Origin of the sequence: Bacillus inaquosorum KCTC 13429 (genome assembly GCF_000332645.1) — a bacterium.
Lineage (GTDB): Bacteria > Bacillota > Bacilli > Bacillales > Bacillaceae > Bacillus > Bacillus inaquosorum.
In genome coordinates, this window is sequence record NZ_AMXN01000004.1 from 363,533 (window position 1) to 378,253 (window position 14,721).

The following is a 14,721-nucleotide window of genomic DNA, read 5'->3' on the forward strand; positions in this document are numbered from 1 at the left end:
TGAAAGAACATGTATGACCAATCTGTTTCCTCTTACTTGCAAAACTTGAATTCCTTCGTTCAGCAGCAGGCGCTTCATATTCAGCAGCTCGAACGGCAGCTGAAAGAGATTCAAGCTGAAATGAATACGATGAAACAGCGGCCGGCCACTACCATTGAGCGTGTGGAGTATAAATTTGATCAGCTGAAAATCGAAAGGCTCGACGGGACATTGAATATCGGTTTAAATCCGACAGACCCGAACAGCGTCCAAAATTTTGAAGTCAGCCAAACGGCACCTGAAATCGGGATGATGCAGCAGGAAGAGAGCGCCCAGCTCATGCAGCAGATCCGCCAGAATGTCGACATGTACTTAACCGAGGAAATCCCAAATGTGTTGGAGCAGCTTGAAAATCAGTATGACAGCAGGCTTGACGATACAAACAGGCATCATGTCATTGAAGACATCAGAAAACAAATGGACAGCCGGATTCACTATTATATGTCCCATATCAAAAAAGAAGAAAACACACCGCCTAAACAATATGCAGAACATATCGCTGAGCATGTGAAGCGTGACGTGATCCGTGCTGTAGAACATTTTCTTGAACATATCCCATCCGAAATGAAAGGAGATGATCAAGCATGATCTTTACAGTCATCAACCGCAACCTGGAAGTCGGGGATATCCGGATGAATGGTGTATCCAGCTCCTCTGTTTTCCACATCGGAGACACTGAATCTATCTATCTTTCTTCTATTTTCGATACGCCGCCTGAATCTCTTATCATCGGGCCGTTTGCTCCGCTGCCGTCGAATAATGCTTAAGCGTATTTCCCGCATCAGGCTGATTAAATTTAACTCTCTTGGAATATCAAGTGTGTTTCAAGTTGGCGATACAAACGAAATCGATATGAAGATAAAAGTACTGGCTGTTCAGCGCTCGCTTTCAACGTTTTATGAAAATGAAGGTTCATTTAACAGAAAGGAGTACCAGATCTTTCAGCAGCAGGCAGTGAAGCCGATTCCCGAAACAGGTGTACAAAGCGCATTTTGCCACGAAGTGCCGGTCATTCATGTACGCAGCATCAAAATTCAAGGGGTCTCATCCTCTTCTGTTTTTCATGCGGGGGCGGCTTCGCATGTCCGCGGCGATGCGAGAATCAAACATATTAGACAGATTCAGTCACCGCGCTCACAATCGCCCGCCAAGAGCATATAATAAACAGAGACTTCGATAAAGGGTGTCGTTTATGCCAGCAATTGTCGGGCCTATAGCTATCAATTCCATATCGGGCGGAGTCGTAAACTTTGGTGATTCCTTTTACCTATCTCCGAAAAGCTCTTCAAAATCTGCGCTCGGTTCGGGAGCAGGAAACACGGGAGATTTCCTTCTATTAAACAATGCAATCAACGCGACAAATTATATAGACCCCGATGTCAGTGATCAGGATATGGTTGGAAATGGATAAAAGCAGCCGCTCTGCAAAGAGAGGGCTGCTTTTTGGTCATTTTTTCTTTTTTTCGTTCATTTGATTTCTTTGTTTTGATCAGCTTCTCAGGCGGCTGTTTTCTGATCCATTTGACAAACCGGGCAAGCTGCGGATCGCTTCTGAGTTCATCTATTCCGTTTAAGCGAACCGCAAGCTCTTGATTTGTATATAAGGCATGAATCTGTTTATGGCAAGGAATACAGAGCATCGCTGTCGGCAGGAACGTTCCGCCTTCTTCCTTCGGTGTGAGATGGTGCTCTGTCAGCTGGACATCGCTTCGGCCGCACAGCTCACATATTCCGGCAGTCTGCTTTGCCATATTCGGTCCTCCCTTACATCAACTCAAGTGATACCCGTGTACCGCGGCCGCTCGGTTCAGCTGGATGGACGATCAGCTTTTTCGGAAGCCGCGCCCGAAGCTCCTGCACATGGCTGATGACACCGACAGACAGATTGTCTGACTGCAGTTTTTCCAAGGCTGTCACAACCGTATCCAGCAGATCTTGATCGAGGGTGCCGAACCCTTCATCTAAGAAAAAGAACTGGAGCGGGTATTCTCCGCGAAGCTGGATCTGCGCAGACAGCGCAAGAGCGAGAGAAAGCGAGGTGAGGAAGGTCTCTCCCCCAGACAAGCTGGATACCGGGCGTTTGACGCCCCCATTCGCGTCATCCCGCATCACGAATCCGCCTTCTGAATCCACTTCAATGGCATAGCGCTGTCTCGTCAGCATGCCAAGTCTTGCTGATGCGTCCCGCGCAACGCTTTCAAGCTGCTCCTCAGCTAAAAATTCGACGAAGGTATTGCCTTTAAACACAGCTTGCAGCTTGTCCAGCCTGTCGATATGTGTTTGCCATTTTTTCAGTTCAGCTTCAATTTCGTTAAACCGTTTATGATGATCGCGAATGACGGCAAGTGCTTTCGCTGCCGCGCCTTTTTCCTCTATAGCAGCGCCAAATGCGTCCTCTGCTTCTTGTAATGCCGTAACGGTTTCGCTCCATTCGCTCTCTGATAAGGCTCTGCCGGCAAGTATCTCTGCTACACGTTTTAAGTTTGCAGCATTTTGCTTCAGTTTATCCATAAACTGGTCTATGCTGGCTTTCATCTTTTCAAGCTCATCGGCTGGAATGAGACTTTGCTCCACCTCTTCAGTCCGGGTAAAGCGGGTGCTTTTCGCATGCTCAAGCCAATCGGCTTCCGCTTTTTCCAATCTGCCCTTCGCCTCCTGCAGGGTGAGCTCGCTTGCTGAAGCGCGGCTTTTCGCCTGATTGAGTTTCATCTGGGCGCCTTGCAGTTCTTCACATAGAGATTGCTCTTTTTCCTTTAACAGCTTTAGATTCTGCTGGACAGAGCGGAGTTTGATTTCAATCGAATTTCCTTTTGCGTAATCTCCGAGTTCGTGCTCATAATCCGCTATCACGCTCTTGATGCGTTCAGCCGCATAATGAAGCTCCAGCTTTTCACGCTCAAGCTGATGCCCTGACACCCGCAGCTTTTCTTTTTGTGCTTCATGCTCAGCAAGAAATGCGATGCTGCGCTCAATTCGTTTCTCGCATTCTTCTGCAGCCCGGTCTTTTTCTTCAATGGCTTGCTGCCATTTTTCCGCTTTATCCACAGCTTGATCCTGAAATGCTTCTTTAAACATGTTCAGGCGGCTGTCCATTGAGGCCTGAAGCTCGGCGATGATGTTTTCAATGCGGTCAGCCTCTCTTTTTTCAAAACCGATTTTTTCATTAAGCTGCTCGGCTTTTTTTAAAGACTCCTGATAGGCACTGATCATTTGTGCCATTCGTGTTTTAACAGAAAGAATGTCCTGTTTGACTCGTTTCCATTCAATGTTGGCATGATCGAATGCATCATGCACCGGCAGATTTTCGTAAGAAGCTGCTGCTTCAAGGTTCTGCGCTTGAATCGTTTGCAAAAACGGACACTGTTCAATAAAGCGCGCGGACTGTTCTTCAAGAGTGATTTTAGCTGAAAGAATCTCCTGGCTGAGAGCTGCCGCTTCCGTCAGCAACACATCTGTCTGTTTGATGTCCTCTTCAAGATTGCTGTCTAGCTCATATGTTTCATGTGCTGAGGCCGATGGATCATGATGGGTTGAGCCGCAGACTGGACAAGGTTGTCCGGCGGTCAGCTTTTCGGCTAACTCTTTTGTCAGCAGTGCCACCCTTGCTTTTTCACGCTGCGAGTGAAGCTCGTGTTGTCTTTTTCTAGCCTGGTCAGTCATATGTGTTAATGACCGTTCCGTCTCGCATACCAAATGGTACACGGTTTGTACAGCCTCATATGCCTGAATGATGTTGTTTTTTTCAGCTTCCATCTTTTGAACGAGTGTGTTCTTCTCCTCATGCATCTTCTGCAGCGCAAGATTCAATGCGTCACTTCGTTTTTGCTCTTTTGTGATTTGCTCCTCAGTTTGTCTGATGCGCAATGCCATTTCTGCGGCCTGCTGACAGCTTTTTCGCTCATCAGAAGTCACCTGCAGGGATTTAAGCTGCTGCTTTAATTCCGTCTGTCTGTTTTGTCCCCGTGTCAGACGGTCTGTTACAGTCTCCAATTCATTCATGACAGATTGAAGAGCTTCTTCTTTCTGCTGGAGTTCAGCCTTTTTGCGAGCTTTCTCTTGCTTGGCCACGCTCAGTTTGATTTCGATCTCCTGCAATCGGGAAAGCTGTTCCTGCTCAGTTAAAAGCTCAGGCTCCTTCTCGCTTTTATGCCGGCGCCACGCTTCATACTCTTCATGTTTTTGATGAAAGAAACCTGTCCGGTCTGCTAACTCCTTTTGAGCAAGCGTTTGTTCCTTTTCAGCTTTCTCTTCATGCTGAATCGCTTCTGCGTATCGGTCCGCATAGGGCTTCAGAGCGGCGGCTGTTTCTGCTTCCAGCAGGCGCTTTTGCAAGCTGTCTACGTGCGGCTGTTCCTCTTCGAGACGTTTTTTCTCTTCTTCGTAAGAGGATTTTTCCTTTTGGACATTCCAAATCTCCTGATGCTCCGTAAACCGCTCCTTTGCCTGATCACGATTCTTCTTCATCGCTTCCAGCCGGGCTTCAGCTTGTTCGAGAGCCTGTTCCGCCTGCTCAACCGCTTCCGAGCTCGCCTCCCCGAGACCGGACTGTTCAGCAAGCATTTCATTTTTTCTCGCATTGGCTTCCTGCGCCTGCCTTCTCAGCTTTTTCACAAGCCGATCTCCATACTGCTCCAAATTAAATAAACGCTGAAGCATATGTCTGCGCTCCGCCCCTTTTAAAGACAGAAATTCAGCAAATTTCCCTTGCGGCAGGACCACCGCTCTCGTAAAGTCGTCGATCGTCAGCCCCAAGAGCTCCTCCACTCTTTTATTCACTTCGCTGGCTTTATCAGCCAGCACCGTATGCTCATCCTTGATTTCGATAAAGCGGCAGAGTGCCGTTTTCACCTTCATTTCATCGGTTCTCTTAAACACGCGCTCGACTTTGTAAGAGATTTGATGATTCGTCTGAAGCGCAAAGGTAAAGGAAACAGACAGCGTATCTTCCGCATGGTTTAAGATCCCGTGCGTATTATTCGCCGCCCGCTCCACCTTTCCGTATAAAGCAAGCGTCATTGCGTCGAGGATGGAGGATTTACCGCTTCCTGTCGGGCCGAAAATGCCGAAAACACCGGCACCGGAAAGGCCTTCAAAATCTATCGTCTGCTCCTCTCTAAAGCTGTGGAGCCCCTTAATGCTTAAGGCGATCGGCTTCATTTCGCATCCTCCTCTTCAACGCCTGATGCAAGCTCTAAAAACAGCTTCACCATTTCTTCATCCGGCACCGCGCCGCCAGTTTGTTTTTCATAAAATTTCTTAAAGCGGTCCTCGATCGACACATGCTTAACCTCGATCCGTTCCCGGTCTTTGTTCTGTTCTTCATAAACCGGCCTGATATGGATAAAGCCCGGGTGCGCCTTCCTCAGCCTATGAATTTCTTCAAGTGACAGCTGGTCCGCCACACGAATTTCAAGGTCAATCCAGGCATTCTGATCTCTGCCTTCATCCAGCCAGCTGTACACCTCGCTTAAGCCATTTGCCGCTTTCCACTTCACAAGAGGCTTGCCGCTTGATAATAAAACCTCATTCCAAGAGGCCTCTTCCCCCGGTTTTGCGTCCACGATTGTCACTGATTTGGCGTAGCCCGCTTCAGAAAAGCTGTAGGCGAGCGGAGATCCTGAATAACGCGCAAGGGTCCGCGCCCGCTTGATCGTTTGCGGGCGATGCAAATGGCCGAGCGCCACGTAAGCGGCATCCGCCGGCAGGCTTTCTGCAGACACGGTATAAGCGCCGCCGACTTCAATCGGGCGCTCAGAATCCGTTTGGTTTCCGCCTGCGACATAAATATGGCTGGCGGCAATCTTCACTGCATCGTTCCGGAACCGGCTTGTCATATGCTCAAACGCCTGTCTGATTTTCACGTCATAATGATCACGGAGCAGCTTTTCATCAAATGTATCGGAAAGCACTTCATTTAACCGCGCTTCAGATGGGTACGCCAGTGCTCCGACAGCCAAAAGCTCCCCAGTTGAAGGCACTTCAATATGAAGCGGTTCTGTTGTCGGATAGCCGATTAAATAAATGCCGTTTTCATGTGTCAGCGGTGAAGCGGCGGACAAACGGTCAGGATTATCATGGTTTCCGGCAATAATAACAATCGGGCGCTTCCCTCTGTCACTGAGCGCAGACAAGCTTTCATAAAACAGCTGCTCGGCTAAAGCCGGCGGGTTCACGGTGTCAAACGCGTCTCCCGCCATTACAATGGCATCGATCTGCTCTTCCTTTACAATCGTATTCAGTTCATCAAGCACATCGGCCTGTTCACTCAGCCTGCTTCTTCCTTCAAGTGTTTTTCCAAGATGCCAGTCAGCCGTATGTAAAATCCGCAAATACTTTCACCTCTCTTTTGTATAGAAAACGAGATCTGCTCCGCCTGAATTCCCGGAGCTTAAGGATCTCGCTATAATGTCAGAATGTGCCCTCCGTCAAAGAAATAAAGCGCACATCCCTTTACCTTTGTTTTTGCAATTTGCTCAACTGCCTTCGTGTACAGCTGAATTTGCGTTTCGTATCGTTTTTTCAAGATCGGGGCCGCTCCTTCAAAACCGTGCTGGAATTTGCCCTCAATCCGGTCTGATTTATAGTCTAAGAGATATAAACCGTCCTCAGTTTCATAGAGACAGTCGATGATTCCCTGCACTAAAAGCGGCTCATCCGCCTCCTGTGCATCAGGATAGATCTCCTTAGCCGGAAGCGCTAAACTGAATGGCACTTCCCGGTCCTTCCATTTAGCACCGATCAGCTGTCCGCCGATTTCTGTATGGAAAAATTGAACGATTTCTTCTATATCAATAGCGGCTTTTTGTTCTTCAGTGAGCAGCTCTTTTTCATAAAGCTTGTGAACCGTCTGCTCCGCTTCTTCTATTGTCGGCACATGTGTGAGCGGGATATGCTGCATAACCGTATGCATGGCCGTCCCTTTTTCCGCCGCTGTCAGTCCTTTTTTCATCATAAAAGCGGGACGCCTGTACAGAATGCTTCCGTCAGCCGGTTTAACGGGGGCCCTGCCGCTGTATTCATCCTCGTACTCTCTTTTTCTCTTGATCTCAGAAACTGACTGCTTTGTGCGAATTTGCGTCACCTCATGATGCGGATATGTCCAGCTTAGCTGCTTCCGGGCTTTCTCATCAAACGCAAACGGGCCGGGAACTGGTTCACCTCGGCGGATCGCTTCTAGGCGCTCGCTTTTTTCTTCCAATCTTTCTTCCAGATCATCATCCAGCAAATCATAGGAATGGATCATTTGAACGGCAAAACGCGCAGGGTGGCCTGATATGTCAGCATGCGCTCCCGCACCGTTTTCAGCCAAAGCCTCCAAGTCTCTGTGTCTGGCAAGAGCAGGTCCAATGAAATCTAAATAGGTTTTTGCCTGATAGCGGTCAAATTCCGGGAGAAGCCAGTCAGTTTGGGACGCAGTTGCCTGCCATTTTGCGAGCTGTTTCTGATGATCCTTGCACGAGCCAATCAGAAACAGCTTTTCCTTCGCTCTCGTTAATGCGACATAGAGAACACGCAATTCCTCTGACAATAGCTCCCTGCGCATTTTTTTCTTCATGGCAATGAGCGGAAGCGTCGGAAAGCTGATGCGCAATTGCGGATGAATAAACTTCGTGCCAAACCCGAGCTCCTTGTCCAGCAGGTACGATTTGTTCATGTCCATCATGTTGAAGTTCCGTCCGAGACCCGCTGCAAACACGACTGGAAATTCAAGCCCTTTGCTGCTGTGGATCGTCATTAAGCGGACAACATCCTCCTGCTCGCTGAGCGCTCTCGCCGTTCCAAGATCATCGCCCCGCTCCTGCATGCGTTCGATAAACCGCAGGAAACGGAACAGGCCGCGAAATGCCGTCGATTCATATTGGCGCGCCCGGTCATAGAGAACGCGCAAATTGGCCTGGCGCTGTTTTCCGCCCGGCATCCCGCCGACATAATCCATGTATTTTGTATCGCGGTACACTTCCCAAATCAGCTCAGATACTGAGTGGTTTTTCGAAAACGCACGCCATTTTTGCAGATGTCCGTAGAACGTTTGCAGCTTTTGATAAAGCTCGTCGTTCCGGTCGCCGGCAGCCAAGTAGTCTTTCATCGCTTCATAGTACGGCGCTTTTGTATTTTCAAGCCGGATCAAAGACAGCTCGTTTTCATCTGCCCCGACAATCGGTGAGCGCAGAACAGAGGCAAGCGGTATATCCTGATACGGGTTATCGATCACCTTCAGCACAGAAAGCGCGACGGCGACTTCGACTGCTTCAAAATAGCCTGACGTTAAATTGGCGTAAACCGGTATGCCCTGTGCTCTCAGCTCCTCCATGATTTGCGGCGCCCACGGCATGGAACGTAACAATATCACGATATCGCGGTATTGAATATTGCGGTGTGTTTTCGTTTTTCCGTCATACACCTTAAATGGCGATGAAATCAACTTACGAATTTCCTTAGCGATCGCTTTCGCCTCGAACTGCACCGTTTCCAGCTCTTCTGCTTCCTCGCCGGCATCCGTCTCTTCTGAGTTGTCGATCAGCAGCAGCTCTGTTTCCGTCTCATCATTGTCCGGGTACGCCGCACCAAGCTTCAGCTCAGCCTGCTCGTCATAATCAACCTCACCGATTTTGCCGCCCATCAGCTGTTTAAATAAAAAGTTTGTGCTGTCTAAAATATCAGCCCGGCTTCGGAAATTCTTATTCAGGTCGATTTTCCGTCCCGTGCCTTCTCCGCTCTCTGTAAACCGTTTGTATTTGGAGAGGAAAAGAAGCGGCTCTGCAAGCCTGAATCGATAAATCGACTGTTTGACATCTCCTACCATAAACAGGTTGCCGGTCTCTTCCGATCCGCTTGTGACGAGCTGCAGGATCGATTCCTGTACTAGGTTGGTATCCTGATATTCGTCAACGAGCACCTCATGAAACTGCTCCTGATAAAATCTTGCTGCCTCGCTCGGCTCCTGTTCGCCTTTGTCGTTCTCAGCTGTCAAAATGGATAAACAGTAATGCTCCAAATCTGAAAAATCAATGATTGATTTTTCCTGCTTCGCGGCTTCGAATCGTTTTCCGTAGCTGATGACAAGCTGTACGAGTGTTTCAATGACAGGCTTCATGTCGGCTAAGCTTTTCAAATGCTGTTCAGGGCTTCTCGTAAAGTAGTCGGTTTTGAGCTTTTCGAGAAGTTTTTTTGCGCCATTTCTCAAATCCGTCGCTTCTTCAAGGAGCGCAGGATCAAACTCGTCACCTTTTACTGCTTTCGCTCGCTTAAAAGAAACTGCGGGCACCCGCTTATAAAGCTCAGTGAAATCGTCCTGATGCTGAATCAGTTCATCAATCTGCGCAAGATCATCAAGAAAATTGTCAGCGCGCGGCGCCGGTCCGCCCGGCGCTTTCGTCAGTTCAAGCGCGCGCTGCAGCTTCTCCTTCGCTCCGTTAAGCACCATCGCAATATCCTCTTTGACATATTGATAAAACGGAAGCTCTTCGATTGCGCTCTTTTCCGATACATCATATAAATGAACAAAGCTTTCCAGCCATGCCTCCGGGTTTGGGTGAGAACGGGAATACTCGTACACCTGTTTGACGAGAAATTGCAGATCCAGATCGTGCCGGTCTGTCGTGTAGCGGTCAACAAGCTCAAAAAACGCCTTTTCGCCCTTTGCGTATTCGTCTTCAAACAGCTCGTCCAGCACTTCATCTCCGAGCAGCTCGCCTTCTGTCTGATCAGCAATCCGAAAGCCCGGATCAAGATCGATCAAGTAGTAATATTTCTTCAACACTTGCAGGCAAAAGGAATGAAGTGTCGAAATGCTGGCCCGGTTTAAAAGAGACAGCTGGCGTCTGATATGCAGCGAGCCGGGGCGCTTTACAAGCTCTTTTTCCAGGGCATCCGCGATCCGGTGTTTCATCTCTGCCGCTGAGGCGTTTGTAAATGTCACAACGAGAAGCTGGTCTACATCAATCGGGTTTTCTTCTGCGGTAATTTTCCGGATCATTCGTTCAACGAGCACAGCGGTTTTACCGGAGCCCGCCGCCGCTGCCACAAGAATATCCTGGCCGGTTGAAACAATGGCATTCCATTGGTCATCTGTCCATGTGCTGTCTGCCGGTTTAGGAATGTTCATTGCCATCCGCCTCCTTTTTTATCCACTCAAGTATCGTCTTGTCCTTTTCAGCCTTTAACGGGCGATACTCGTTTTCTTCTAATGATTCATCAAATTGGCATACTGATTTGAACGCACAGTATGTGCACGGCGTCTTGTTCTTCATTTTATAAGGCTCAATCGATACGCGTCCGTCGGTGATTTGTTCGCCTGCTTCTTGGAAGGTGCGGCGCACATGCTTCGTCAGCAGCTCAAATTCCTTTTCGCCGACTGCCGCCGAGTCCGATCTGAGAGAGCCGTCTTTTTTCAAGCCGGCGTTGATGATATTTGACCGTCCCTCTTGAAGAGTCGTATCCATGAGGCGAATCGCTTCCTGATCGCCGAGGAGCAGGCCCTTCATCTTAAATTTCTTAAAGATCTCCTGTTCGATCTCGTCAAGCCCAAGCGGGAGGTTAGATTGAATCATCGGGTCATGAATATGGAAATACAGCACTCCGGCCGGCGTCGCTCTCATTCCGAGCCAGTCGGCTGAATGAGTAATTGATAAATCAAGGTACGTCAGCATTTGCAGCGCCAGTCCGTAATATACTTCCGCTAAGTCAAGGCCTTTGTCGCTTGATTTATAATCGACAATCCTTAGAAGCAGGCCTTTTGAGCTTTCCGCTTTATCTACTCGGTCAATTCGCCCGACGAGCTCCATCGTGCAGCCGTTTTTCAGCTTAAAGGTCAGCGGCGGAAGCGGCCCTTTTCCTCCAAAGCCCAGTTCAAGCCCGATCGGCACGAAACCGCTCGCTTTCGCATGCTCGCTTAAAATGCCGGACACGCGTGTCACAATTTTTTGCAGTTTTTCCTTCACATAATAATGCCGGTTTGAGCTGAGCAAAATTTCCTTTTGCAGTTTCGGCGCCAGCCGCTCTACCGCATCATGGGAGAACAGCTCGCACTGCTCTTTCGTTAAATCGCGCCAATCCATTTTTTGCTCGCGCAGCCGGTCTGAAATCAGCTTTAAGCTGGAATGAAACAGCTGGCCGATATCCGGTGCTTCGAGCTTGAAAAATTGCCGTTCCTTCAGATGCAGCCCGTGTGACGCAAAATGGGAGAACGGGCACGCGTTAAAGGTTTCCATTCTCGATACACTGCCCTGAATGCGTTCACCATAGAGCTGTCTCGACACGCTGCGTTCAAGCTGCTTCACTTCATTCCGGAAAAACAGGCTTGAGAATAACTTTTTCGATTGCAGCCTGTCCGGCTCACTCATCAGCACATTGTACGTGCTCCACCAGACGTCGCTGATGTCGTATTCCCGAGTCCATAACCTGAGCTGGCTCGCGGTAAAGGACTGTGCCACGCTTTTATTGACGACATACATCAGCTGTTCCTCATCGCTGACCTGCTCAGGTTCATTTGTCAACAGGCGCTCCTTATGCTGCGGAAACAGTTCTTCCAGCCGCTTAATGACAATCGACGGCAGAAGCGTTTTTCCTTCCGCATCAGCAATCGGATACGATACGTACAGCCGGTCAGACGGACTGGAAAACGCCATATAGATGAGGAAATGCTCATCAAGCAGACGCTCCCGCCCGCCTGAGGAAAGCTCAACCCCAACCGTTTTCAGCCATTCCCGGTCATCATCCGACAGCACTCCGTTTTCATCTGGGCGCGCCGGCAGAACGCCGTCGTTTGCCCCCAGCACAAAGGTACAGGAGGTGCCATACATTCTGGACAAATCCATATTGCCGACAAACACCTGGTCAAGCGCAGGCGGAATAAGAGAAAATGTAAGCGACTCTGCGCCGGCTTCCATCATTTGCTGAAACAAATCAAGAGAAATCTCATCATCCCCCATCATTTCAACAAACTCCTCAAGCAGCTGAATGACTGCATCCCACGCCTGCTGATGCTGCTGTGCTTCAATGATTCTGCCGTCTTCCTCTGCACGCTGTCTTTCCTGATCCAGCTTCAGCGGCACATCCGTCTCTTCTAGATAGCGGTAGAGCGCCTCCGCCTTCTCCTGAACCGTCTTTGCTTTTTTCATTCGTTTCTGGAGCTGAAAAAGCGGAGGAACAATCCAGTCGCGTGTGTCATTCAGCATGTTTTCCATTTCGATTTCCTGGTCGGTCTGCGCAAAATCATCATCCAATGACACAAAACGTCTGTAATGGAAACGGTCGCCCTTTGTCCAGCGGTCACCTTTGATCCCGTAGGCGATACAGTAATTTTCAAGCTGATCGACCTGTTCTCTCACCTTAGTCTTCGGCTCGTTAAGTGGGAATAGCAGTTCGGTTTTCACGCAGCGAAACACTGCTTCATAACGCCAATTCCCTTTCAAAACATCAAGGCTCGACCGGATAAATTCGATTAACGGATGGTTCAGCATTGATGCTTTTCCGTCAATGAAATAAGGAATCTCGTAATCTGCGAAAACTTCCTTCACCATATCCTTGTAGTCTTCCGGCTGGCGCGCAAGAATCGCTACATCCTTATAGCGATAGCCCTTCTCTCTGACAAGAGCGTGAATTTCCCGGGCAATGCCTTCCAGCTCAGCTCGTCTGTTTGCGGCCTGCATCACAGTAAAGGCCTCTTGTTTTTCTGCGTACGGAACGGCTGGACGCGCTTCATACTGCGCCTCTAGATGCGCCAATTCCGGTGTGCGCGTATGCCGTTCAGTCCCGCCTAACTCTTTATACGTAATGTCCAGATTCAGTTCCTTCGCCTTTTGGTGCAGGCGGTAATAGGTTTTTCCCGTCATTCTGAACAATTCCAATTCATGCGGCTCCCGCTCATATGACGGCTTGTCCGCTGTCAGCGAAAACGTGATGTGCTCTGCATGAACCATAAGCTGCTCCAACACCCTGAATTCCTGCGGTGTAAACTGATAAAAGCCGTCCACATAGATATGCGCGCCTTTTATATCTTCTGCAAGCGGAACATGCTCTGCCAGCAATGTTAAATAATCCTCAGAGTGAAGGTATTGACCTGCAAGGCTTTTTTCCATCTGTTGATATAAAATCGATAAATCATGAAGCTTCTCAGATAAAATACGTTCTCCGCGATACTCGGAAGCCGTTCCGCTTTCCGCCATCCGGCGGATGTCTTCCGGTTCCAGACAGTAGCGCTTAAACTCTGTCAGCATCCGTTCTACCTGTGCGGTAAACCCGCTTTTGTCACTCGCTTTTTGATAGACTTTAAACTCCTGTTTATGCTCCTCAATGAGCTTCCGCAGGAGCATCTGTACGCCTGTGCTCGTAAGAAACGGCCTGCTCATGCCTCCCGTATGCTGGAGGACGCGCCAGGCCAATCGTGAAAAGCTGAACACTTGAGCACGTATCATTCCGCCCATATCAGGCGTTTTAGCAAGCTCGTATTCCATTAAAAACGTCATTTGATCCGGGACTAGAAAAATGATCGGTTTCCCGAATGGAGCCCGGCGCAGTTCATCCTGAATGCTGTCGATGATCAGCTTCGTTTTTCCACTCCCGGACCTGCCTACTAAAAACTCTGCTCCCAATTAGAAGACCCCTCTCTTTTTATCTCTATATATTTTATCGAATGTTGACGAAAATGACCAATCTGATCTATTGGTAAAAACGGCCTTTTCGCATATAAAAAGCTGAATTTCTCCGCACATGTCTCCCCGCCCTACATATACTTTTACGAAAGCCCAATTCCTAGGAATGGAGTTGACCCCTCGTGTATTACAGCTACTACCCCTATCCGGCGCCATACCGGGAAGATCCTGTTTTGATTCGGAATTTAAAAAAGGCCATTAACGGAGAATTCAGCGCGATTCAATGCTATCGCAAGCTTGCCGAACTTACCCGCCGCGATGGAGTCAGAAAACAGATTGAAGAAATCAGGCGTGACGAAATGCGCCACCTCCGTGAATTTTCCACACTGTACGGTGCCATTACCGGCAAACACATCATGCCAAAACAGACGGAGGAATGCCCGAACACTTTCACGAGAGGGCTGGACGCCGCTTTTAAAGATGAACAAGAAACAGCCGACTTTTACTTGCGTGCGGCCGAGGAAACCCCAAACTTAAAAGCGAAAGGCATCTTTACGCGCGCCGCCCGTGATGAACAAAATCACGCTGTCTGGTTTCTATACTTCTTGATGAAACGTTAAATATACCTGCACAGTGAATACCCACATATCCCCTCACCCAAAAACGCACTCACCTGTCTTTTTCAAATAAAGCCGGGAAACATAAAACTATACACTGCCACACAGGGGGGGATCAACCATGGAGCAAAATTCAGAAGCTTGTATTGAGGCTTGCATTGATTGTATGGAGGCTTGTAATCATTGTTTTACAAAATGTCTTGAAGTAAACGCGTATCACGATCTCAGCGGCTGTATCCGGCTTGACAGGGAATGCGCGGATATTTGCGCGCTGGCAGTCAAAGCCATGCAAACGGACAGCCCGTTCATGATAGAGATTTGCGCACTTTGCGCCGATATTTGTGAAGCGTGCGGCACTGAATGCGAAAAGCATGACCACGATCATTGCCAGGCATGTGCGAAGTCCTGCTTTGCCTGCGCTGAACAATGCCGCAGCATGGAAGCGTCATAAAGGACGGAGAGGGTTCAAAAAA

General features: G+C 48.8%; 10 protein-coding genes and 1 pseudogene. 6 read left to right on the plus strand and 5 right to left on the minus strand.

The features are described from left to right. The first annotated feature begins 9 nt into the window (after window positions 1-9). From BSI_RS08750 to BSI_RS08745, 4 genes are read left to right on the plus strand one after another with little or no spacing between them, the layout of a single operon-like run. Window positions 10-627, plus strand: coding sequence for a spore germination protein GerPC (locus tag BSI_RS08750; RefSeq protein WP_003239411.1), 618 nt, complete (start codon window positions 10-12; stop codon window positions 625-627). Then, the gene (gene gerPD, locus BSI_RS0121265; protein WP_019258000.1) at window positions 624-806 is read left to right on the plus strand and encodes a spore germination protein GerPD; all 183 of its coding nucleotides are present in this window, start codon (window positions 624-626) and stop codon (window positions 804-806) included. Before BSI_RS08750 ends, gerPD begins: the two co-directional genes overlap by 4 nt. Further along, the gene (locus BSI_RS0121270; protein ID WP_032732143.1) at window positions 799-1,200 is read left to right on the plus strand and encodes a spore germination protein GerPE; all 402 of its coding nucleotides are present in this window, start codon (window positions 799-801) and stop codon (window positions 1,198-1,200) included. Before gerPD ends, BSI_RS0121270 begins: the two co-directional genes overlap by 8 nt. A 31-nt stretch (window positions 1,201-1,231) precedes the next feature. Further along, a complete protein-coding gene (locus tag BSI_RS08745) occupies window positions 1,232-1,450 on the plus strand; it encodes a spore germination protein (protein WP_003239412.1) in 219 nt (72 codons plus the stop codon). A gap of 40 nt (window positions 1,451-1,490) precedes the next feature. Here BSI_RS08745 and hlpB read toward each other — a convergent pair. The 5 genes and pseudogenes from hlpB to addB all read right to left on the minus strand — a co-directional run. Next, window positions 1,491-1,790, minus strand: a pseudogene (gene hlpB, locus BSI_RS08740) (HNH nuclease-like protein HlpB); the annotation flags it as partial. 13 nt (window positions 1,791-1,803) lie between these two features. After that, the gene (gene sbcC / locus BSI_RS08735) at window positions 1,804-5,196 is read right to left on the minus strand and encodes an exonuclease subunit SbcC (RefSeq protein WP_003239414.1); all 3,393 of its coding nucleotides are present in this window, start codon (window positions 5,194-5,196) and stop codon (window positions 1,804-1,806) included. Further along, on the minus strand, window positions 5,193-6,368 hold the full coding sequence (sbcD, locus tag BSI_RS08730; RefSeq protein WP_003239416.1) for an exonuclease subunit SbcD: 1,176 nt from the start codon (window positions 6,366-6,368) through the stop codon (window positions 5,193-5,195). The genes sbcC and sbcD overlap by 4 nt, the downstream gene beginning before the upstream one ends. Before the next feature lie 71 nt (window positions 6,369-6,439). Then, window positions 6,440-10,144, minus strand: a complete 3,705-nt coding sequence (gene addA / locus BSI_RS08725; RefSeq protein ID WP_003239417.1) for a helicase-exonuclease AddAB subunit AddA — start codon at window positions 10,142-10,144, stop codon at window positions 6,440-6,442. Continuing rightward, the gene (gene addB / locus BSI_RS08720; RefSeq protein ID WP_003239418.1) at window positions 10,131-13,631 is read right to left on the minus strand and encodes a helicase-exonuclease AddAB subunit AddB; all 3,501 of its coding nucleotides are present in this window, start codon (window positions 13,629-13,631) and stop codon (window positions 10,131-10,133) included. Before addB ends, addA begins: the two co-directional genes overlap by 14 nt. Window positions 13,632-13,813: 182 nt before the next feature. On the opposite strand from addB, the gene BSI_RS08715 reads away from it, so the two are divergent. Both BSI_RS08715 and BSI_RS08710 read left to right on the plus strand, forming a co-directional pair. After that, window positions 13,814-14,251 carry a ferritin family protein gene (locus tag BSI_RS08715; protein ID WP_003239419.1) on the plus strand — a complete coding sequence of 146 codons (438 nt, stop codon included), beginning with the start codon at window positions 13,814-13,816 and terminating at the stop codon, window positions 14,249-14,251. A 118-nt stretch (window positions 14,252-14,369) separates the two neighbouring features. Continuing rightward, window positions 14,370-14,699 carry a four-helix bundle copper-binding protein gene (locus BSI_RS08710; protein ID WP_003239420.1) on the plus strand — a complete coding sequence of 110 codons (330 nt, stop codon included), beginning with the start codon at window positions 14,370-14,372 and terminating at the stop codon, window positions 14,697-14,699. Window positions 14,700-14,721 lie beyond the last annotated feature (22 nt).